A 19,918-nucleotide genomic window follows, 5' to 3' on the forward strand; every position below is an offset into this window, starting at 1 on the left:
CACCATGTTCAAAGGCCTGCTCCTGCTGCTGATCAGCTTCACCGTTCAGGCCGGGCAATGGCCCGGCGAGCAATGGCCGACGGGCCCGCAGCTCACTGGCCCTGCGGTTGAGAAACTGGAGGCCTACGCTTTCCCGCCCCGCGACGACACCACTCGCCAAGGTGTCCGCACCGACGCCTTGCTGATCATCCGCGATGGCCAGATCGTCTACGAACGCTACGCCGGCCCGACCACTGCCGACACCCCGCACCTGACCTGGTCGATCAGCAAAAGTCTGATGGCCACAGTCCTGGGTGTGGCGTACGGCGAAGGCCTGTTCAGGCTTGATGATCCCGCCGTGAAGTTTTACCCGGCGCTGGAAAAACACCCCGCCATCACAATGGCCGATCTGCTGCACTGGGCCTCTGGCCTCGACTGGCAGGAAGACTACGAATACGCGCCGCTCAAATCCTCGGTGGTGGCGATGCTTTATACCCGTGGTCATCGCGACATGGCGGCGTTCACGGCGAATCATGACCGCTTTGCGGCACCGGGACAGGCGTTCCGTTATTCCAGCGGCGACAGCAATCTGTTGTCGGCCGCGCTGAAAACCATTGTCGGTCCGCCGCGTTATCCGGACTATCCGTGGACGGCCCTGTTCGACCCGTTGGGCATCCGTCATGCCGTGTGGGAACGCGATGCCAGCGGTACGTTTGTCGCCTCGTCTTATGCCTACCTGACCGCACGGGATCTGGCGCGGGTCGGTCTGTTGATGGCCCGCGACGGGCGCTGGGCTGATCGGCAATTGCTGCCCAGGGATTGGCTCGCCTTCAACCTCAAACCCTTCGCCGGCTACAAGGCCCATCAGGACGAAGCCGTCCCCGGCGGCCACTGGTGGCTTAATCGCCCGGCGGACGGCGCGCCATCGCCGTGGCCCGACGCACCGCCCGACACCTTTGCCGCCCTCGGCCATTGGGGCCAGGCCTTGTACGTCATCCCCAGCGAAAACCTGGTGATCGTGCGCTACGCCGATGATCGCGACGGCCGCTATCGCCACAACGAATTGATCAAACGCGTGCTGGAGGCGGTGCAGCCATGAAGCGCTTCTTGCTGGTGCTGTCGGTCATGCTGTTGGGCTGGGTCGGATATGAACGCGAAAACCTGTGGGCCTTTCCCGACATCATCAGTGCCTACACCGCCAAGGAATATTGTTCGTGTCGCTACGTGATGAGCAACGAGGCCGAATACTGCCGGGGCTATGTGAAACAGTGGCTGCCGACCAGCCGTTTCACCGATGAGCCCGCCAGCAAGACCATCACCGTCAGCGGCATGGGGCGCAGCAACAGTGCCCGGTGGTTGGGCGAACGCCAAGGCTGCCGCCTCAATCCTTGATGTGCTCGTCCCCCGGTGGGAGCGGGCTTGCTCGCGAAGGCTGTGTGTCAGTCACCACAAATGTTGCCTGTGCCGGCGCTTTCGCGAGCAAGCCCGCCCACGGGAACTTTTCCAGTCAATGGACTGGTGGGGATTGAAAGTTTGCAATAACGCCACGGGCGGTTAATGTTCGGCTCAGGTTTATTGGCCCCACGAGTCTTTAATGTTCAACCGTTCCCTGTTTGCAACCCTGTCCAGCCTGTTTTTGGCCGCCGCTGCGCTGCCAGCGCAGGCCAATTGGTACCTGGATGGCGAGTCGTCGCGGCTGTCGTTCGTCAGCACGAAAAACGCCAGCCTTGCCGAAGTGCAGCGTTTTCTGGTGTTGCACGGCAAAGTCGACCCCAATGGTCGCGCCGAAGTCGAAGTCGAGCTGGATTCGATCAACAGCGGCATCCCCCTGCGTGACGAGCGTATGCGCAAGGAGCTGTTCCAGATCGAGCAGTTTCCCGCGGCGACCATCACCACCCGGATCGACCTGCGCCCGATCAACGATCTGGCCCCTGGCGCTCAGCTTGAATTACGTTTGCCGCTGACCGTCAACCTGCACGGCAAGCAACATGAATATCCGGCCGAGTTGCTCGCCACACGTCTGGATGACCGCCGTTTCCAAGTGGTGACGCTGGAGCCGCTGGTGATCAATGCCGAGGATTTCGATCTCGCTCCGGGGATTGAAAGCTTGCGCAAACTGGCCGGTCTGTCGGCCATCAGCCTGTCGGTGCCGGTGGGTGCGGTGCTGATCTTCACGGCGCGCTGACATGCGCGGCGCAGTGTTTCCGTGGCGTGACGGCAACCACTTCGAGTTGTTGATCGACGGCCCGCAATTCTTTGCGCGCATGCTCCAGAACATTGCCCAGGCCAAAGAACAGATCGAACTTGAGCTGTATCTGGTCGAGGCGGGCGCCTGTGCCGAAACCATCGTTCAAGCGCTGGTGCTGGCGGCCGAGCGCGGCGTGCGTGTGCGATGTCTGTTCGACGATTACGGCAGCCTCGCGTTTACCCATTCTCTGCGCCAGCGCCTGATCCAGGCCGGGGTCGAACTGCGTTTTTACAATCGTTTGAGCTGGCGGCGCTGGGTTGGCAATTTCTATCGTGATCATCGCAAGCTGCTGCTGGTTGACCGATGTTCGGCAGTGGTCGGCGGCACCGGCGTCACCGACGAGTTCTGGACCCCAGGCCATGCCACCAGCGAATGGCATGAGGTGATGGTGCAAATCAGCGGTCCATTGGTCATCGACTGGCAATTGCTGTTCGACCGGCAATGGATCGCCAACCGCTATCGTCGCGCCTGGCGCCCGGCCGCGCATTTTGGCCTGCCGCGGTTACCCCGTGTGCCGGATAAAGGCGAGGGCATGGGCCGTGTGGCTTACGCTGACGCCCGCCAGCATCGCGACATTCTGCAGTCGCTGTTCCGCGCCCTGAACAGTGGGCAGAAACGCATCTGGATGGCCACGCCGTATTTTCTGCCGACCTGGAAAATCCGCCGCTCCCTGCGCAAGGCCGCCGCTCGTGGTGTCGATGTGCGTTTACTGCTGACCGGCCCACGCACCGATCACCCGTCCGTGCGCTACGCCGGGCATCGCTACTACCCGCGCCTGCTCAAGGCCGGGGTGCAGATCTTCGAATACCAGCCGTGTTTCCTGCACCTGAAAATGGTGCTGGTGGACGAGTGGGTGAGCATCGGCTCGTGCAACTTCGATCACTGGAACCTGCGTTTCAATCTGGAGGCGAACCTGGAGGCACTCGATCCGTCGTTGACGGCGGCGGTGCGGGCGAGTTTCGAGAAGGACTTCGGCTTGAGTCAGCGGGTGAGTCTGGAGGAGTGGCAGCGTCGGCCGTTGTGGCGCAGGGTCAAGCAGCGGGTGTGGGGGTGGGTGGATCGGTTGGTGGTCAACCTGCTGGACAGGCGCGGTTAACGCCAGCTCCGAAACCAGTGGATTCCAATGTGGGAGGGGGCTTGTTCCCGAAGGCGGCATGTCATTCAGCATTTATTTGGCTGATACACCGCATTCGGGAGCAAGCCCCCTCCCACAAAGGCCCCGCTCACACAGGCGTGTGTGGCCTCAATAGTTACAGCAATTCGAAGCTCTGCTGCGTCACGTCCTGCGAATCAAGACCGATCTGCACGTTGAATTTGCCGGGCTCTGCCGCGTACTTGAGCTGAGCGTTGTAGAACTTCAGGTCATCCTCGGTGATGGTGAAGTGCACGACTTTCTGTTCGCCGGCCTTGAGCATGATTTTCTGGAAGTTCTTCAGTTCCTTCACCGGGCGGATCATTGAACCGGTGACGTCCTGAATGTACAACTGCACCACGGTTTCGCCGTCGCGCTTGCCGGTGTTTTTCACCGTGACACTGGCGTCGAGCTTTCCGGTGGCGTTCAGGGTGGTCGACGACAGCGCCATGTCGTTCAGGCTGAAACCGGTGTAGCTCAGGCCATAGCCGAACGGGAACAGCGGGCCGGTGATGTCATCGAAATACTGCGAGGTGTAGTTGCCCGGTTTGCCTGGCGTGAACGGCCGGCCAATGCTCAGGTGGTTGTAGTAGGTGGGAATCTGCCCGACGGAGCGCGGGAAGGTCACCGGCAGTTTGCCCGACGGGTTGTAGTCACCGAACAGCACATCGGCGATGGCGTTGCCGCCCTCGGTGCCGCTGAACCAGGTTTCCAGAATGGCGTCGGCCGATTCCTTTTCCTCAAGGATGGTCAGTGGACGGCCGTTCATCAGCACCAGCACCAGCGGTTTGCCGGTCGCTTTCAGGGCTCGGATCAACTCGCGCTGAGTTTGCGGGATGTTCAGGTCGGTGCGGCTGGAGGATTCGTGTGACATGCCGCGGGATTCGCCCACTGCCGCAACGACCACGTCAGCGTCTTTGGCGGCTTTCACCGCTTCGTCGATCAACACGTTGGCCGGGCGCGGATCATCCACCACTTCCGGTGCATCGAAGTTGAGGAAGTTCAGGTAGTCGAGGACCTTCTTGTTGCTGGTGATGTTGGCGCCACGGGCGTAGATCAGGTTCGACTTGTCGCCGATCACGTTGCTCATGCCGTCGAACAGGGTCACCGATTGCGCCGGCTTACCGGCCGCCGCCCAACTGCCCATCATGTCGATCGGCGCCTTGGCCAATGGGCCGACCAGCGCGATTTTCGCGGTTTTCTTCAGCGGCAGGGTTTCGTTCTGGTTTTTCAGCAGCACCAGGCTGCGACGCGCCACTTCACGGGCCTCGCGACGGTGCATGCGACTTTCGGCATAGGTGTCGGCCGGATCGTCTTCAGCCTTGCCGATGCGCAGGTACGGGTCCTTGAACAAGCCCATGTCGTACTTGGCCGCGAGCACTTCGCGCACGGCATTGTCGATGTCTTTCTGTTCGATCTCGCCGGACTTGAGCAGGCCCGGCAGCTCTTTGCCGTACAGGGTGTCGTTCATGCTCATGTCGATGCCGGCCTTGATCGCCAGCTTCGCCGCTTCACGACCGTCGCGGGCCACGCCGTGCTTGATCAGCTCGAAGATCGCACCGTGGTCGCTGACCGCCAGGCCTTTGAAGCCCCAGTCCTTGCGTAGCAAATCGTTCATCAGCCAGGTGTTGGCGGTGGCCGGAATGCCGTTGATCGAATTCAACGCGACCATCACGCCGCCGGCGCCGGCATCAATCGCGGCGCGGTACGGTGGCAGGTAATCCTGGTACATCTTCACCGGGCTCATGTCCACGGTGTTGTAGTCACGACCACCCTCGACCGCGCCGTACAGGGCAAAGTGCTTGACGCTGGCCATGATGCTGTCGGCGGCGCTCGGGGTCTGGCCCTGATAAGCCTTGACCATGACTTTGGCGATGCGCGAGGTCAGGTAGGTGTCCTCACCGAAACCTTCGGAGCTGCGGCCCCAACGCGGATCGCGGGAGATGTCGACCATCGGCGCGAAGGTGATGTCGAGGCTGTCGGCCGCCGCTTCTTTGGCCGCCACGCGTCCGGACAGGCCGATGGCGTCCATGTCCCAGCTCGATGCCAGGGCCAGCGGAATCGGGAAAATCGTACGGTGACCGTGGATCACGTCGTACGCAAAAAACATCGGAATCTTCAGACGGCTGCGCATGGCCGCGTCCTGCATCGGCCGGTTTTCCGGGCGAGTGATGGAGTTGAACGTGCCGCCGATGTTGCCCGCGGCGATTTCCTTGCGGATCAGTTCGCGGGGCATTTGCGGGCCGATGCTGATCAGGCGCAACTGGCCGATCTTCTCCTCGAGGGTCATTTGGCTCATCAGGTGGCTGATGAACGCGTCCTTGTTTTCCAGGGGCGCCGGGGTCGTGGCGGCCAATACGTGATGACTGGCCAGGCTGACGAGCAGACCCAGCAAACACAGCTTCTTCATGAATGTTTTTCTCAAGGGCCCAAGCGGCAATGCAATGCCGGCCAGCCAAAATGTTGGGAGCGACTATTGTTGTTCGGGTGCCGGCTCAAAAATACCGAGCCAAAAAACCACAGCCGACACTCGGTAGCGTGAACGCGCAGGGCACTTTTTAGCCCATTCGCCCGTCGCATTCCAGTGACGAGGCCGATTATGCCCCAAGAGCCGGTCCCGAAGTTTTCGCCGACGGTTTTTAATGAAATGTGCCAAGGAGCATCACTTTGATGAATGTCAGCCCAATCAACCGCTCGCGTCTGCAGGTCGCCACATTGCTGGTGCTGGCCACGCTATTGACCGCGTGTGGCATCAACAACATCCCGACCCTCGACGAGCAGGCCAAAGCGGCCTGGAGCCAAGTGCAGAACCAGTACCAGCGCCGCGCCGACCTGATCCCCAATCTGGTCGAAACGGTGAAAGGCTACGCCAAGCATGAAGAGGCGACCCTGACCGCCGTGATCGAGGCGCGGGCCAAGGCGACGTCGATCCAGGTGGATGCCAGCACCCTCGACAACCCGCAAAAGCTCAAGCAGTTCCAACAGGCACAGGATCAACTGAGCGGCGCGTTGAGCCGTTTGATGGTGGTCTCTGAGCGTTATCCGGACCTGAAGGCCAACCAGAACTTTCTGGCCCTGCAGTCGCAGCTTGAGGGCACGGAAAACCGTATCGCCGTGGCGCGGCGCGATTTCATTCTGGCGGTGCAGAAATACAACACTGAAATCCGCACCTTCCCGGGACGCCTCTGGCACAGCGTGATGTACAGCGACCTGCCGATCCGCGAAACCTTTGAAGCCACCACCCCCGGTGCAGAAAAGGCGCCCGAAGTGAAGTTCTGATCCGAGGTTGCCCATGCGTGTGTTGAAAATGGGCCTGGTGCTGATGCTGTGGCTGTTCGCCGTCAGCGCCCGGGCCGAGTTGACGTTCCCGGCGCTGAGCGGGCGGGTGGTGGATGACGCGCAGATGATCGAGCCGTCAGTGCGTGCGCAACTGAGCCAGCAGTTGCAGGCGCACGAACAGGCGACCGGCGAGCAATTGGTCGTGGTGACGCTGCCGGATCTGCAAGGCACCACCATCGAAGATTTTGGCGTGCAACTGGGCCGGCACTGGGGCATCGGCCAGAAAGACAAAAACAACGGCGCATTGCTTATCGTCGCCCGGGACGAGCGCAAATTGCGCATTGAAGTCGGTTATGGCCTGGAGGACCGGCTGACCGATGCGCAGGCGTCGGTGATCATCCATCAAGTCATCACCCCCGCGTTCAAGACCGGCCACTTCAGCAAAGGCATCAGCGATGGCGTCGCGGCGATGCTGGTGGTGCTGGGGGGCAATCCGCTGGACGAACCGTCAACGGTGTATGAACCCGGCGGTGATCCTTCCGATGATTTCATCTCGCGGCACCCGACGTTGTTCGTGTTTTTAGTGATGTTGTTCATCCTGACGGTGTTTGTCTGCCAGATGCTCGGTATCCTTCCCGCCGGCCGTGGCGGCTCCGGTGGTGGCGGAGGTTTTGGCGGCGGCAGTGGAGGCGGGGGCTTTAGCGGCGGCGGGGGCAGTTTCGGCGGCGGTGGTTCGTCGGGCGGCTGGTGAGCACACAACAATAATGAGCAGGCACTCTTTGACATGGCATTACTGACTGAACACGAACAACGCAAAGTCGCCGAGGCGATCGCCCGCGTCGAGCGCGACACCGATGCGGAACTGGTGACCGTGCTGGCCGCCCGCGCCGACGATTACGCGTACATCCCGTTGCTGTGGGCCAGCCTGCTGGCGCTGGTGGTACCAGGCGTTGTGCATTACCTGACCGGCTGGCTCACCATGCGCAGTCTGCTGCTGGTGCAGTGGGGCATTTTCATTGTGCTGTGCCTGTTGTTTCGCTTGCCCAAGATCACCACTCATCTGGTGCCTCGCCGGGTGCGTCACTGGCGCGCCTCGAATCTGGCGCGTCGGCAGTTTCTCGAACAGAACCTGCATCACACGGTGGGCAGCACCGGGATGCTGATTTTTGTCTGCGAGGCTGAGCGGTACGTGGAGATTCTGGTGGATGAGGGGATTTCCCGGCGACTGGACAATAAAAGCTGGGATGCCATTGTCGCGGCGTTTACCGAGCAGGTGCGGCAGGGGCGCACGCTGCAAGGGTTTGTCACCTGCATCGAGGCGTGTGGCGAATTGCTCAAAGTGCATGTGCCGGTGACGCAGGTACGCAATGAATTGCCGAATCGGTTGGTGGTGTTGGGTTAAATCTCAGGGCGCAGCAGTCCCTTGTGGTGAGGGGGCCGGCGCAGTTTATGCCGTTCGGTAAATAAGAGCGTGTCCCCAACCCGCATCCCCCCTAAAATACCCGCCATTCCCGATTCGCCCCGTCCGAGGCCGCTTGTTCATGTCCGTCACCGCCCCCACCGCGCCATCTGCGCCGGATCACCACGCCCAGTTCATCGAACTGCTGCAAACCAGCCTCGAACAGAACGGCTTCATCAAACTGGTGCTGGCCAAGTACGTCGGCGAAGAGGCGGATTTGCAACGGGTCATCATCAAACCAGTGACGGTCAAGGCGCAGCCTAACCTGTCCTTTGTTTATCGCTACAAGACCCGCGACATCACCAAGAACCTGCCGTTGCTGGAAGGCGTAGCGATGATCGCCGCGCTGGTGCCGGCCTCGTTCAAAAATGCGCATTTGCTGGCGTTGACTGACGAAGCACAGCTCGAATACAGCAAAAAGGGCAAGCCTTCGCTCTTCAGGAGCAAACCTCAGCAATTGCGTGAGGCTCCGTCCGCTGAGCACAACCGTGAGAAAAACCGCTTTCTGGAGCTGAGCCGTCCGTTCCTCAAGGATCTGGGCGTAACCAACGCGCAGCATGAGCTGATCCCGGCCATGTCGCGCAAGTGGAAGCAGATCAACAAGTTCATCGAAGTGTTCAGCCATGCCCTGACCTCGTCACCGCTGGCGCTGGACAAACCGGTGCGGGTCGCGGATTTCGGTTCGGGCAAGGGTTACCTGACGTTTGCGATTCACGACTACTTGCGCAACACCTTGAAGGCCGAGGGCGAAGTCACCGGCGTCGAGTTGCGTGAAGATATGGTCAACCTGTGCAATAGCGCTGCGGCAAAGCTGGATCACCCGGGGCTGGTATTCAAATGCGGTGATGTGCGCAGCGTCGCGCCGAGCGAGCTGGACGTGATGATCGCCCTGCATGCCTGCGACATCGCCACCGATTACGCCATCCACACGGGCATCCGTTCGGGCGCCTCAATCATCATGTGCTCGCCGTGCTGCCACAAACAGATCCGCTTGCAGATCCAGAGCCCGGCGCTGCTCAAGCCAATGCTGCAATACGGTTTGCACCTGGGGCAGCAAGCGGAGATGGTCACCGACAGTCTGCGTGCGCTGTTCCTTGAGGCCTGTGGTTACGAAACCAAGGTGTTCGAGTTCATCTCGCTGGATCACACCAACAAGAACAAGATGATTCTGGCGGTCAAACGCGCCGAACCGGTGGACCCGGCTCAGTTGCTGGTGAAGATTCAGGAATTGAAGGCGTTCTACAACATCAGCGAGCACTGCCTGGAAACCCTGCTGCGCGCGGATGGTTACCTCTGATCCTGTGACAGCGGCGGTGCGCCGATTCGACTTGCTCGCGAAGGCGTGCTGACAGTCAACGAAGCTGTCGGTTGTCAGGGCCCCTTCGCGAGCAAGCTCGCCCCAGAGTATTTGCGTCCCACACACAACCTGTGATCGACGCAGAACCTGTGTGCTGGCTTGCCCGCGAAGAACGATAACTCGGTAGTAGTCGGTTATTACCTGCTCGTCCCGATAAGGTCTACCTTGAATACTCCCGCAAGCCCTTTCCCAGAGGAGTCCTCCCCATGGCCGCGAAAAAGATCCTGATGCTGGTCGGCGATTACGTCGAAGATTACGAAGTCATGGTGCCGTTCCAGGCCCTGCAAATGGTCGGTCACACCGTCCACGCCGTGTGCCCGGACAAGGCTGCCGGCAACACCGTGCGCACCGCCATCCATGACTTTGAAGGCGATCAGACCTACAGCGAAAAACCCGGTCACCTGTTCGCACTCAATTTCGATTTCGCCAAGGTCAGCGAGGCCGATTACGATGCGCTGCTGATTCCCGGCGGTCGTGCCCCGGAATACCTGCGTCTGAACGAAAAAGTCCTCGAACTGGTGCGCGCCTTCGACAAGGCCGGCAAGCCGATTGCTGCTGTTTGCCACGGCGCCCAGTTGCTGGCGGCAGCGGGCGTGCTAAAAGGACGTGAATGCAGCGCCTATCCGGCTTGCGCGCCGGAAGTCCGACTGGCGGGCGGCACGTACATCGACATCCCCGTGACCGACGGCCACGTTCAAGGCAATCTGGCCACCGCGCCGGCCTGGCCTGCGCATCCGAACTGGCTGGCCGGGTTCCTCGGTCTGCTGGGCACCCAAATCACCCTGTAACGAGGATTCGCCCATGTGCGAGCTCTACGTCAAGGCCGACCCGATCCTCTACGAATCGCGCTCGCGTTCATTGCGCATCTGCGGGGTGGTGACGACGTTGCGCCTGGAGAACCAGTTCTGGGACATCCTCAGCGAAATCGCCGAGGTCGACGGTATGACCACTAACCAGTTGATCGCCAAACTGTACGAAGAGGTGATGGATTATCGCGGAGAGGTGGTGAACTTTGCGTCGTTTTTGCGGGTGAGTTGTACGCGGTATCTGAGTCAGCGCCGGGTGGCTGAGACGCCGTTGTCGGTGGTGCGGGCGCGGGTGAAATAGCCGGGGCCGAGTCGCCTCATTCGCGAGCAAGCCTGCGCCCACACGGGGAATGCGTTCCAGATGTGGGAGCCGCTTGCTTGCGAAGAGGCTGGTTCAGGCGACAGAAGTCTGAGGCTGGTCTTTACTCATTGGCGCGAAACCTCTCAACCGCCAAGGAGAAACGAGCATGTCCGGATGGTACGAAGTCAGTAAAAGCAGCAACGGCCAGTTCAGGTTTGTGCTGAAAGCCGCCAACGCTGAAACCATTCTCACCAGCGAGCTCTACACCACCCGCGCGGCAGCCGACAATGGCATTGCTTCGGTGCAGACCAACAGCCCGCTGGATGAACGCTACGAGAAAAAAACGACGAAGGACGGGCATCCGTACTTCAACCTCAAGGCCGCCAACCATCAGATCATCGGCAGCAGCGAGTCGTACTCCTCAGACGCCGCTTGCGCCAAAGGCATCGCCAGCGTCAAGACCAACGGGCCAACCACAACCATCAAGGACAAGACCCTGCCGGTCCTCTAAGGAACGCTGAAGATCAACAGGTGGGCGGGCTTGCTCGCGAAAGCGTCAGGCCCGCGGACATCAGACCTCGACGGGCACCGAAAGCTTGGGGCTCCCCAACGCATGTGTCTTGGCATCAAAAAACCGCAACTCAACCCCAGTCCCTTCAAACACCTTGGCGTAATGCCGCTTCTGATGCTGAATGAACGCCGCACTGCGCGGATAAATCGAGATCGCCACGGCGTTCGGTTTCGCCAAACGCAGCGCCCGGACAATGTGAGCGTCCTGTTCACTCAAGGCATGGCCGAAGATGCATAAACTGTCGCCATGCCCCAATAACTGCGCATAACAGAACGACAGATAATCCGAGCTGCGAATGGTTTTGAGTTTTTCGGCACTTGGCCCTTCAGCGACGAACAGCGGCACGTCATCCAGGGTTTTGATCGTGTTGTTGATCGCAAAACTGCCGAGCAGCGTGCCCTCGGTGGAGGTCAGTTTGCGCGCGGTGCCGTCCTGATTGCGCACCAGGTGCAGACCACCGTGCAGATACAGCAAGCGCGGTTTTTCAGTCGCACTTTCACTCAGATCAAAACTTGCATTCGTGCCATTGAACAGATCGTCAATGGCCTCGCTTTTGTGCTGCAGCGCCCAATAGTTGAGCAAGTCGTAATTGGTGGTAAACACCGTGCGATAGCGCGCCAGTTCTTCGTTGAGCGTGGTCAGCGTCGAGGCCTGAACCCGTCGCCACGGGATATGAACGGCGTGCACGGTGTTGATCAGCGCTTCCTTGATCGCGTAGTAGCGATTGCGCGGTGCGGCTGAGCTGATGGCCAGTGCCTTGTTCACCCGGCTGGTGGTTTTCAGTGCGCCCAGTACCTGCTCGAAGCTGCGCGTGTGCATCGCGTCGAACACGGCCAGTTCCGACGGGCTCAGCGGTTTCTCTGTCACGGTGCGGGCATTTTCGAACAGCGAGTCGTAGCCGAAGTCGTCCCACACGGCGCGGCTGGCGCCGTTACCCACCAGCAAACCCTTGAAGTCGGTCGCGGTGCGCAAGGCATTCCAGTCTTCGAGAGTGGCGTCGACATCCAGAAAATCGGTCATTGCGTGGGAGGTCTCAAAACAAAGGGGCTGATGGGCGGCGACTTTATCACGAGCGGGCATTGAGCCAGATCAACATCCGCCGTGACCGATCAGTCGATCCTGTGTGCGTCCGCCGGATCGCAGCAGTCGATTCGGCCCCAGTCAGGAGAGGCGCATGAGCAGCACTTTTTTCATTCCAGCCGTAAATATAATGGGCAGCGGATGCCTGGATGAAGCCATGGTCGCGATCCGCAACTATGGTTTTCGCAAGGCGCTGATCGTCACCGACGCGGGGCTGGCCAAGGCGGGCGTGGCGGCGATGGTCGCCGAGAAACTGGCGATGCAGGACATCGATTCGGTGATCTTCGACGGCGCCAAACCGAACCCCAGCATTGCCAACGTCGAATCCGGGCTGGGGCTGCTCAAGGAAAGCCGCTGTGATTTCGTGGTGTCGCTGGGCGGTGGTTCACCCCACGACTGCGCCAAGGGCATCGCCTTGTGTGCCACGAATGGCGGGCAGATCCGCGACTACGAAGGGGTCGACCAATCCACAAAGCCGCAACTGCCGCTGGTCGCCATCAACACCACCGCCGGCACCGCCAGCGAGATGACCCGGTTCTGCATCATCACCGACGAATCGCGCCACGTAAAAATGGCCATCGTCGACCGCAACGTCACGCCGCTGCTGTCGGTCAACGACCCGGCGCTGATGGTCGCCATGCCGAAAAGCCTGACCGCCGCCACCGGCATGGACGCGCTGACCCACGCCATCGAAGCCTATGTGTCGACCGCCGCCAACCCGATCACCGACGCCTGCGCGCTGAAGGCCATGACCCTGATCAGCAACAATCTGCGCCTGGCCGTGCGCGATGGCAGCGACCTCACCGCGCGGGAGAACATGGCGTATGCGCAGTTCCTCGCGGGCATGGCGTTCAACAACGCTTCGCTCGGCTTCGTGCATGCGATGGCGCACCAGTTGGGCGGTTTCTACGACTTGCCCCATGGCGTGTGCAACGCCGTGTTGCTGCCTCATGTGCAGACGTTTAACGCGTTGGTGTGTGCTGAACGTTTGACCGATGTGGCGCAGGCCATGGGGGCCGATGTTCGCGGTTTCAGCCCTGAAGAGGGCGCTCAGGCGGCGATCAACGCGATCCGTTGTCTGGCCGGCGACGTCGAGATCCCCGGTGGTTTGCGTGAACTGGGCGCCAAACTCACGGACATCCCGATCCTGGCCACCAATGCTCTGAAAGACGCGTGCGGCCTGACCAACCCACGGGCGGCGGATCAGCGCCAGATCGAGGAGATTTTCCGCAACGCGTTTTGAAGTGCGCGGATTGGGCGAACAGCCTTGAATGGATTGTTCGCCTGGTTTATGTACCCTTTGGCGACCGTAAATGTCCGGATACGCGCCCAATCGGAAACCTTGCCCGCCACGCGGTGAATGGCCGAAATCCGATGGGGGCCTGCCGACATCGATGCCTGTGTTCGCCAACTCAGGTCACCCTCCACCGTTGCCGAGGCAATCCACAGGTTGGCGTCGAGGTCAATAATGTCCACGATGCCACCGGGCTGTCGTACATCGCCTGATAGAACCGCAGCGTTATCCGTCTGTCCTCCTTCCTGCGGCGTGCCAATCGCAGGTGCAGCGACATCCGGTTGCAGGAGGACATTAAACAAACGAACGTCAGTCCATGGGGATGTTTCGTCGTCGAACGTTTGGCGGGCGTGAATACGGTGTGGTCCCTGCGCAAGATCGCCACTGAAACTAAAGGCCCATCGGCCATTTGCATTGACGGGGCCTTTTCCGTGCAACTGTGTGTTTTCGATGTCCCACACTTCGACAAAAGCCATAGGTACACCGACGCCCAGTAAGAGTGTTGCCGGGCCCGTTTTGGTGTCTGCGGCAGGGTCGGTGATGACGGGGGCAGGTACGGACTCAATGTTGGAGTGGGGCGAAGTGCTCATGATGTGCTCTCGTTGCCGGGTGGAGTGAAGCGAGAGGTTGGCACGGTTCTTTTGCTGGAGAACCTGTAAGAAGTAACAGTTCTTTAGGTTTTTTTGTTCGATGAATAATTGCGATTTCTTCTAAAAGACTGTCATTTCTATCAGTTGTGGTCTGTGGTTGACTCGGATCGAATGGCCCGGGAAACGGATCAAACCCGATCTCGTAAGGAGCCTACGAACATGTCACGAACCAACGCACGTGAAGCGCAGTCAGCCGGTGAAATCGATCGTTCCTTTGCAAATGCCGGGTTGCAAACGCTGCAGTTCCCCACTGCACGCAAGACCGTCGGTCAGGGTGTGGCGACAACGCCCACCGGTCAGATCATGGTTTGTGCGACCGTCACCGATGCATCGGGCAATGTGTGTTATGGCTTGGCGCGTCTGCTCGCCGATGGTCATCTTGATCCGACTTTTGGCCAGGCCGGCTATGTCGTGGGGCAATACAGGCGTGATGTGCCCTCACACGGCGGGACACTCAGCATCGATGCGAGCGGCGGGATCTGGGTGTGCGGACTCATCAAAGGGACGTCTGTCGATTACGAGCAAGTCATTGCGCGCTTTCTGCCGGACGGTTCGCCTGATCTTGAGTTCGGTGACGGTCAGAGCGGTTACAAAATTGTTCCCATGCGCGTTCCTTCTCTCTTCGGTGCGGTGGCCGCAAGCCTTGAATTGGCGCAATCGGACCAAAAAGCGGCGGCGCACGACAGGTTGCTTTTCGCCACGTCGAAACAGGGGGGCGCGCTGCTTGCGCGCTTTTTCCTCGATGGCAGCGATGACACCGCGTTTAATGCCAACGGCTGGATCTACATCACGCACCCCGGCGTCGCCATCCAGTTGCAAGGCGTCACGCAACTGAACAGTGGGCTGATACTGGTTTATGGCAAGACAGAAGTCACCCATCAGGGGTGGATCATGGCGTTCGACAATGCCGGACAGGTTGCGAAGTCATTCGGCAATGACGGTACGTTGTTGTTGAACATTCGCAATGAAGGCACGCCGCTGGAAAGCTCGGTGAACGGCATCGTAGAGCAGTCGGCACAGCGCTTACTCTTGATCGGCGCCGCTGTCGAGGCGGCAGGCGGGGAGAAACGTCAACATGCGTTCATGACCGGTATCACCCACGGCGGCGAAATTGATCCGTCGTTCAATGGCGGCGCGCCGGTTCTTAGCGCTTCGACGCAACCGCAGGAACTCAAGAGCTGGGTTGCTGGGTTTGCAGTGGGTGATTCTGCGGATCAGCGCATAGTCACCGTGGGTCAGACCTCGGGTGGGCATCGCAATCTGCTGACGGGGGGCTTCCTGAAGGATGGGGCGGTGGACGAGTCGTTTGATCTCGGGGGCACGGCCGAGATCGACTGGATCGCCCGCGATGCCTGCTTGCAAGACGCTTCGGTCGTGGTGCTGGGAACAAAGAACGAATCCGCACAGTTGATCCGCTTGCTGACCCACAGTTGATAGGGCGTTGAAACACGGTTTCTTGGGGGGATGAGCGGTCTCGCGATGACAGTGCATTGCGTGGCACCGGCTAGCTCCACTGGTGTGTCGGGACCGAATCAGCGACTGGCCATTTAGCATTCACTCGGTTGAAACCGTTCGTTCAGGAGGGGATAGTGCGCGGCTGAAAAGCTATCGAGGAGCGGGATGTGACAATGAAGTCTGGATTGATCGGCGGTGTGGCGCTGTGTGGGTGGCTGATGGCGGGGCAGGTGTTTGCCGATTGCACGCCGGCGCCGGTAATGGGTGACGAGGATTTGTCAGTCTGCAAGGACTGGCCGGCTTACCCGGGACTGACCATCAGCGCCAAAACCCGGTTCACGCCTGCCGCCGCTGGCGCGCTCAGCACCCATGATCTGGACCTGTCGGTGCTGAAAGACGCGCAACCGAAGCCGGTTGCGACTTACCACCAGGCCACTGCTTTCGTGATGGATGGCGCCAGCTTGCGCGAGCTGACACTGGATACGGCGCGCTACAAACTCGCCCCCGACCTTCGCGCATTTGGTCTACGTGCACGACTCACCAATGGTTCTCGCCTCAATCCGATGGATGAAAGCCAGCTCTCGCTTTACGTCAGGGAGGGCGAAAAATTGCGCCCAGTCCTGCGTCAGTTGGTGGTTTATGAGTACGGCGGCGAGTGGGATGACAACTGCGCTGGGGAGCGCTTCGAGATCTCAAGAACTATCGATATCGCTAAAACGAGCTCCCACGGTTACGCAGACTTGATCGTCAAAACCCAGCAAACAGGCACGAAAAGCGAAGGTGAAGGGGACGCGTGTGAAGATAAAACCACCGTCTACAAACCGGTTTTGACAACCTTGCGTTATGACGGAAAGTCTTACGTCCTGCCGCCAGGTTTCAAAGGTCTGTAGCCAGCCTGCCAACAACGATTTTTATCAAGGAAGAACCATGTCTACCCCCACCAGACTCCTTATCGCCCTCGGTATTCTGGCTGTCACTGCCCAAGCCCAAGCCGCCTGCACCACAAACGCTTTCGACGGCCAATCACTGTCACGCTGCATCGTCTGGCCGGCCTTCCCGAGTCAGGCGATCGCGGTCAAGTCCACCTACCTTGCTGATGCCGGTGGCGACGATGCAGGGGTGTTCGATCTGGATCTGGCGATCGTCAACGCCAGCAATGCCAAACCCGTCGCCACTTACCGTAAACCGGGCGCGTACAACTCCGATGCCGTGCGGTTTGATGATCTGCGTGTCGACACAGGCCGCTACCGACTGGCGCCGGATGTCCGTGCTTTTGGCCTGCGTTCGAAGTTCGTCCACAGTTCCCGCGCCATTCCCTACGAGAAAACCGATCTGGCGCTGTATGTCCGCGAGGGCAATACCTTGCGCCCGGTGCTGGAAGGTTTGGTGATCTACAAGAACAACGGCGAATTCATGAGTGATTGCGAGGGTTACGCCAGGAAGATCCGCAGAACCATCGAGGTCGGTTCATCAAGTCACTACGGTTTCGCCGATCTGATCGTCACCACCAGCGGCACCAAAATGAAAAACACCCAATCGGGAAAACAGTGCGTTTCAAAAAACACCAACCTGAAGAAAACCCGAATCACCCTGACCTACGACGGCCAACAATACGTCGTGCCTGAAGACCTCAGAGGTTACTGAACCGATGCTCACAGGCCTTAACCATCTGACCCTCGCCGTCCGCGATCTGAACCGCAGTATCGGGTTCTATCGCGATGTGCTTGATCTGCGTGTCGAAGCCACGTGGGACGCCGGCGCCTATCTGTCGCTGCCGGGGCTGTGGTTGTGTCTGTCGCTTGATCCGAAGCGCGACGGCGAGCCGTATGCCGACTATACCCATTACGCTTTCAGCCTGAACGCCAGGGATTTCGTGCTTTTCGTGCAGACGCTGAAAGCGGCGAACGTGCAGGAGTGGCGAGACAACGGCAGCGAAGGTGCGTCGTTCTACTTCCTTGACCCTGATGGCCACAAACTGGAAGCCCACGTCGGCAACCTCGCTTCGCGGCTGGCAGCATGTCGGCTGAAACCGTACGCCGGCATGCGTTTCTACGACGAGTCCTGACCCGACGCGTTGAGCTGATATAGACTGGCCGTCATTTGCGTCGTCATGTGCAGGTGTTCCATGACCCCATCGTTGTTAATGGCCGTACTGGCCTCGGGTTTCATTTATGGCATCACGCCGGGGCCTGGTGTGCTGGCGGTGTTCGGCATCGGCGCGGCGCATGGGCGCAGAGCGGGGGCAGGGTTTCTGTGTGGTCATCTGCTCGGGGATGTGGTTTGGTGCAGCACGGCGTTGATCGCGATTGTTGGCGCCCGGGAAATCGGCAGCACCGCATTTGATGTGCTCGGCGTGCTCAGCGGGGTGTATCTGTTCTGGCTCGGTTGGCGGGCGGTGCGTGCCCAGCGCCGCAACGATGACGAACCGCAAGGCGCGGCGCGCAGGCCGTTCTGGCACGGCATTGTGTTCGGCCTGACCAACCCCAAGGCTTACCCGGTCGCGGTGGCGACATTTACCGCGCTGTTATCCAGCCGCGCCGAATTGCTCAACTGGTCGATGCTGCCGGCGCTGATCGCCTTGAGCTTTCTGGGCGGGTTGTCGGCTTACGCTATCCTCACCGGCGTTGTCGGCGCGCAGCGGGTGCGCGCGCTGTATCAACGGCATGAGCGGCTGATCACCCGTTTGTGTGGCGTGATGTTCATGGGGTTCGCCATCAATGCGCTGGTGCATGCACTGCCAGGGCTGATGCCGAACAGGGCTTGATTTTGTTTGCAGGGATGAGCACTCACAAGGTCAGGGATGGTTGATAAACGCTACATGACTTGGACTCCCACGCTGAACCATGGAAAGCCCAAACTCCGCGCCATTGGCGAGTTTCATCGACCTGTTGCTGGACGCCGTTTGTGCAGTCGATAAGCAAGGCCGCTTCGTTTTTGTCAGCGCGGCCTGCGAGCGGGTTTTCGGCTACACGCCAGACGAGTTGATCGGCCGTCCGATGATCGAACTGGTGCACCCGGCTGATCGTCAGCGCACCCTGGCGGCCGCCAGTCAAATCATGGGCGGTGAGCCCAAGCACAACTTCGAGAACCGCTACATACGCAAGGACGGCAGCGTGGCCCACATCCTCTGGTCGGCGCGCTGGTCGGAGGTCGATCAACTGCGCATTGCCGTGGCCCGTGACATTACCGAGCGCAAACAAGCCGAATCGCGACAAGCGGCGTTGTATGCGATTTCCGAGGCGGCGCATGCGTCGGAGGACTTGTTAGCGCTGTTCAAACGCATCCACCTGATCATCGGCGAGTGGCTGCCGGCACTGAATTTCTCCGTAGCGCTCTACGACGATCAGTGTGCTCAGCTGAATTTCCCCTATCACGTCAACGATCACGAGTTGCAGCCTGAACAACCCGGCACCGTCACCGGACGTCTGTGTGCGCAAGTCATCCGTAGCGGTAAGCCGATTCTTCTGACGCCGGACAGTCCCGATTCGGCGCCCGATTTCGCCGCGCTGGTGGCGGGGCAGAATTCTTCTTGCTGGCTCGGCGTTCCGTTGAACTCGAAAAACGGCACCATCGGTGCGCTGATCGTCAAAAGCCTGCCGGGCGGCGAACGCTACACCGAGCAAGACAAAGAACTGCTGCAATATGTCTGCGCCCAAGTGGCCACGGCCATTGAGCGTCAGCAGTTACACGCCCGTCTGCGACGCATGGCGCAGTACGATCAACTGACGCAATTGCCCAATCGTGAGTTGCTTCGCGATCGCGTGAAGGCTGCGTTGACCTGCGCCCGCGAACAAAAGGGGCACATGGCGTTGCTGTATGTCGATCTGGATCGTTTCAAGCAGGTCAACGACACTTTCGGGCATGCCGTGGGCGACATGCTGCTGCAAACCGTGGCCAGTCGCCTCAAGGGTTGCGTGCGCGAGACTGACACGGTGGCGCGCATTGGCGGTGACGAATTCGTTGTGCTGCTGCACAGCGTTCAAGCAACGGAAGATGCCGACAGCGTGGCGCAAAAGCTGCGACAAGTGCTGGTACAACCCATGCGCCTGGATGGCCACAACTTGCAAATTGAACCGAGTATCGGCGTCGCCCGCTACCCCGAGCACGGCCGCGAGGAACAGCAACTGTTCCGCCATGCCGATCAAGCAATGTATGCCGCCAAACGGCTGAATCATCGGGCGCTGGATATCTGAACGGGGGGCACCGTTCGTCGTGGTAACTGCAACTTTTCTAAACCTTTGTCGGCCAGGAAATTCTCAATCAATGCAGGGCATCTGCTCGCCGCGCTCATTATCAAGAGCGAGAGA

At 60.0% G+C, this 19,918-nt stretch carries 21 protein-coding genes; 18 read left to right on the top strand and 3 right to left on the bottom strand.

The window, feature by feature from the left end; genetic code table 11:
• Positions 1 to 4 precede the first annotated feature (4 nt).
• The 4 genes from AACY18_RS21090 to AACY18_RS21105 all read left to right on the top strand — a co-directional run bounded on the left by AACY18_RS21090 (position 5) and on the right by AACY18_RS21105 (position 3,323).
• Complete coding sequence (locus AACY18_RS21090; protein WP_339430684.1) at positions 5 to 1,078, top strand: serine hydrolase domain-containing protein; 1,074 nt, start codon at positions 5 to 7, stop codon at positions 1,076 to 1,078.
• Positions 1,075 to 1,371, top strand: coding sequence for an amidase (locus AACY18_RS21095; protein WP_339430685.1), 297 nt, complete (start codon positions 1,075 to 1,077; stop codon positions 1,369 to 1,371). Before AACY18_RS21090 ends, AACY18_RS21095 begins: the two co-directional genes overlap by 4 nt.
• Before the next feature lie 202 nt (positions 1,372 to 1,573).
• Entirely contained in the window at positions 1,574 to 2,164 is a 591-nt protein-coding gene (locus AACY18_RS21100) for a YceI family protein (protein WP_339465978.1), read from the top strand.
• A gap of 1 nt (position 2,165) precedes the next feature.
• Positions 2,166 to 3,323 carry a phospholipase D-like domain-containing protein gene (locus AACY18_RS21105; protein WP_339465980.1) on the top strand — a complete coding sequence of 386 codons (1,158 nt, stop codon included), beginning with the start codon at positions 2,166 to 2,168 and terminating at the stop codon, positions 3,321 to 3,323.
• 154 nt (positions 3,324 to 3,477) lie between these two features.
• Here AACY18_RS21105 and bglX read toward each other — a convergent pair whose 3' ends face one another.
• Positions 3,478 to 5,769 (bottom strand): beta-glucosidase BglX, encoded by a 2,292-nt coding sequence (gene bglX / locus AACY18_RS21110; RefSeq protein WP_339465981.1) that lies wholly within the window; start codon positions 5,767 to 5,769, stop codon positions 3,478 to 3,480.
• A 260-nt stretch (positions 5,770 to 6,029) separates the two neighbouring features.
• On the opposite strand from bglX, the gene AACY18_RS21115 reads away from it, so the two are divergent.
• The 7 genes from AACY18_RS21115 (at position 6,030) to AACY18_RS21145 (ending at position 11,072) form a co-directional block, all read left to right on the top strand.
• Positions 6,030 to 6,638: a LemA family protein gene (locus tag AACY18_RS21115; protein ID WP_339430689.1), complete on the top strand. Its 609-nt coding sequence runs from the start codon at positions 6,030 to 6,032 to the stop codon at positions 6,636 to 6,638.
• Between the two features lie 13 nt (positions 6,639 to 6,651).
• On the top strand, positions 6,652 to 7,389 hold the full coding sequence (locus AACY18_RS21120; protein ID WP_339465983.1) for a TPM domain-containing protein: 738 nt from the start codon (positions 6,652 to 6,654) through the stop codon (positions 7,387 to 7,389).
• Between the two features lie 33 nt (positions 7,390 to 7,422).
• The gene (locus tag AACY18_RS21125) at positions 7,423 to 8,040 is read left to right on the top strand and encodes a TPM domain-containing protein (protein WP_339430691.1); all 618 of its coding nucleotides are present in this window, start codon (positions 7,423 to 7,425) and stop codon (positions 8,038 to 8,040) included.
• Positions 8,041 to 8,179: 139 nt separating this feature from the next.
• Positions 8,180 to 9,394, top strand: a complete 1,215-nt coding sequence (locus AACY18_RS21130) for a class I SAM-dependent methyltransferase (RefSeq protein WP_339465984.1) — start codon at positions 8,180 to 8,182, stop codon at positions 9,392 to 9,394.
• A gap of 266 nt (positions 9,395 to 9,660) precedes the next feature.
• Entirely contained in the window at positions 9,661 to 10,242 is a 582-nt protein-coding gene (locus AACY18_RS21135; RefSeq protein ID WP_339430693.1) for a DJ-1/PfpI family protein, read from the top strand.
• Positions 10,243 to 10,255: 13 nt separating this feature from the next.
• Positions 10,256 to 10,561, top strand: a complete 306-nt coding sequence (locus tag AACY18_RS21140; protein WP_221731382.1) for a ribbon-helix-helix domain-containing protein — start codon at positions 10,256 to 10,258, stop codon at positions 10,559 to 10,561.
• Between the two features lie 166 nt (positions 10,562 to 10,727).
• Positions 10,728 to 11,072, top strand: a complete 345-nt coding sequence (locus AACY18_RS21145; protein ID WP_339465987.1) for a YegP family protein — start codon at positions 10,728 to 10,730, stop codon at positions 11,070 to 11,072.
• A 60-nt stretch (positions 11,073 to 11,132) separates the two neighbouring features.
• Here the strand turns inward: AACY18_RS21145 and AACY18_RS21150 are convergent, their stop codons facing one another.
• A complete protein-coding gene (locus AACY18_RS21150) occupies positions 11,133 to 12,152 on the bottom strand; it encodes a DUF4917 family protein (protein ID WP_339430696.1) in 1,020 nt (339 codons plus the stop codon).
• A 154-nt stretch (positions 12,153 to 12,306) separates the two neighbouring features.
• Between AACY18_RS21150 and yiaY the strand changes: the two genes are divergently transcribed.
• Positions 12,307 to 13,455 (top strand): L-threonine dehydrogenase, encoded by a 1,149-nt coding sequence (gene yiaY, locus AACY18_RS21155; protein ID WP_339430697.1) that lies wholly within the window; start codon positions 12,307 to 12,309, stop codon positions 13,453 to 13,455.
• Here the strand turns inward: yiaY and AACY18_RS21160 are convergent.
• Positions 13,416 to 14,096: a hypothetical protein gene (locus tag AACY18_RS21160; RefSeq protein ID WP_339430698.1), complete on the bottom strand. Its 681-nt coding sequence runs from the start codon at positions 14,094 to 14,096 to the stop codon at positions 13,416 to 13,418. The two genes, yiaY and AACY18_RS21160, sit on opposite strands and share 40 nt — an antisense overlap.
• 219 nt (positions 14,097 to 14,315) lie before the next feature.
• Here AACY18_RS21160 and AACY18_RS21165 point away from each other — a divergent pair, with 219 nt between their 5' ends.
• The 6 genes from AACY18_RS21165 (at position 14,316) to AACY18_RS21190 (ending at position 19,804) form a co-directional block, all read left to right on the top strand.
• Complete coding sequence (locus AACY18_RS21165) at positions 14,316 to 15,590, top strand: hypothetical protein (RefSeq protein ID WP_339430699.1); 1,275 nt, start codon at positions 14,316 to 14,318, stop codon at positions 15,588 to 15,590.
• A gap of 194 nt (positions 15,591 to 15,784) precedes the next feature.
• Positions 15,785 to 16,501, top strand: a complete 717-nt coding sequence (locus AACY18_RS21170; protein ID WP_339465989.1) for a hypothetical protein — start codon at positions 15,785 to 15,787, stop codon at positions 16,499 to 16,501.
• A gap of 37 nt (positions 16,502 to 16,538) precedes the next feature.
• Positions 16,539 to 17,255 (top strand): hypothetical protein, encoded by a 717-nt coding sequence (locus AACY18_RS21175; RefSeq protein ID WP_339465990.1) that lies wholly within the window; start codon positions 16,539 to 16,541, stop codon positions 17,253 to 17,255.
• Between the two features lie 4 nt (positions 17,256 to 17,259).
• Positions 17,260 to 17,676 (top strand): fosfomycin resistance glutathione transferase, encoded by a 417-nt coding sequence (gene fos, locus AACY18_RS21180; protein WP_339430702.1) that lies wholly within the window; start codon positions 17,260 to 17,262, stop codon positions 17,674 to 17,676.
• Positions 17,677 to 17,736: 60 nt separating this feature from the next.
• Positions 17,737 to 18,375: a LysE family translocator gene (locus AACY18_RS21185; protein ID WP_339430703.1), complete on the top strand. Its 639-nt coding sequence runs from the start codon at positions 17,737 to 17,739 to the stop codon at positions 18,373 to 18,375.
• Between the two features lie 79 nt (positions 18,376 to 18,454).
• Positions 18,455 to 19,804, top strand: a complete 1,350-nt coding sequence (locus AACY18_RS21190; RefSeq protein WP_339430704.1) for a sensor domain-containing protein — start codon at positions 18,455 to 18,457, stop codon at positions 19,802 to 19,804.
• Positions 19,805 to 19,918: the final 114 nt, after the last annotated feature.

Source organism: Pseudomonas sp. EA_65y_Pfl2_P74, assembly GCF_963970575.1.
Lineage (GTDB): Bacteria > Pseudomonadota > Gammaproteobacteria > Pseudomonadales > Pseudomonadaceae > Aquipseudomonas > Aquipseudomonas baetica_A.

Excerpts from the sequence above, each read along its gene's own strand:
- AACY18_RS21130 (WP_339465984.1), top strand. The coding sequence starts at position 8,180 with ATGTCCGTCACCGCCCCCACCGCGCCATCTGCGCCGGATCACCACGCC.
- AACY18_RS21100 (WP_339465978.1), top strand. The coding sequence starts at position 1,574 with ATGTTCAACCGTTCCCTGTTTGCAACCCTGTCCAGCCTGTTTTTGGCC.
- yiaY (WP_339430697.1), top strand. The coding sequence starts at position 12,307 with ATGAGCAGCACTTTTTTCATTCCAGCCGTAAATATAATGGGCAGCGGA.
- AACY18_RS21150 (WP_339430696.1), bottom strand. The coding sequence starts at position 12,152 with ATGACCGATTTTCTGGATGTCGACGCCACTCTCGAAGACTGGAATGCC.
- AACY18_RS21160 (WP_339430698.1), bottom strand. The coding sequence starts at position 14,096 with ATGAGCACTTCGCCCCACTCCAACATTGAGTCCGTACCTGCCCCCGTC.
- AACY18_RS21135 (WP_339430693.1), top strand. The coding sequence starts at position 9,661 with ATGGCCGCGAAAAAGATCCTGATGCTGGTCGGCGATTACGTCGAAGAT.
- AACY18_RS21185 (WP_339430703.1), top strand. The coding sequence starts at position 17,737 with ATGACCCCATCGTTGTTAATGGCCGTACTGGCCTCGGGTTTCATTTAT.
- fos (WP_339430702.1), top strand. The coding sequence starts at position 17,260 with ATGCTCACAGGCCTTAACCATCTGACCCTCGCCGTCCGCGATCTGAAC.
- bglX (WP_339465981.1), bottom strand. The coding sequence starts at position 5,769 with ATGAAGAAGCTGTGTTTGCTGGGTCTGCTCGTCAGCCTGGCCAGTCAT.
- AACY18_RS21140 (WP_221731382.1), top strand. The coding sequence starts at position 10,256 with ATGTGCGAGCTCTACGTCAAGGCCGACCCGATCCTCTACGAATCGCGC.
- AACY18_RS21165 (WP_339430699.1), top strand. The coding sequence starts at position 14,316 with ATGTCACGAACCAACGCACGTGAAGCGCAGTCAGCCGGTGAAATCGAT.
- AACY18_RS21090 (WP_339430684.1), top strand. The coding sequence starts at position 5 with ATGTTCAAAGGCCTGCTCCTGCTGCTGATCAGCTTCACCGTTCAGGCC.
- AACY18_RS21175 (WP_339465990.1), top strand. The coding sequence starts at position 16,539 with ATGTCTACCCCCACCAGACTCCTTATCGCCCTCGGTATTCTGGCTGTC.
- AACY18_RS21170 (WP_339465989.1), top strand. The coding sequence starts at position 15,785 with ATGAAGTCTGGATTGATCGGCGGTGTGGCGCTGTGTGGGTGGCTGATG.
- AACY18_RS21120 (WP_339465983.1), top strand. The coding sequence starts at position 6,652 with ATGCGTGTGTTGAAAATGGGCCTGGTGCTGATGCTGTGGCTGTTCGCC.
- AACY18_RS21190 (WP_339430704.1), top strand. The coding sequence starts at position 18,455 with ATGGAAAGCCCAAACTCCGCGCCATTGGCGAGTTTCATCGACCTGTTG.
- AACY18_RS21115 (WP_339430689.1), top strand. The coding sequence starts at position 6,030 with ATGAATGTCAGCCCAATCAACCGCTCGCGTCTGCAGGTCGCCACATTG.
- AACY18_RS21105 (WP_339465980.1), top strand. The coding sequence starts at position 2,166 with ATGCGCGGCGCAGTGTTTCCGTGGCGTGACGGCAACCACTTCGAGTTG.
- AACY18_RS21125 (WP_339430691.1), top strand. The coding sequence starts at position 7,423 with ATGGCATTACTGACTGAACACGAACAACGCAAAGTCGCCGAGGCGATC.
- AACY18_RS21095 (WP_339430685.1), top strand. The coding sequence starts at position 1,075 with ATGAAGCGCTTCTTGCTGGTGCTGTCGGTCATGCTGTTGGGCTGGGTC.
- AACY18_RS21145 (WP_339465987.1), top strand. The coding sequence starts at position 10,728 with ATGTCCGGATGGTACGAAGTCAGTAAAAGCAGCAACGGCCAGTTCAGG.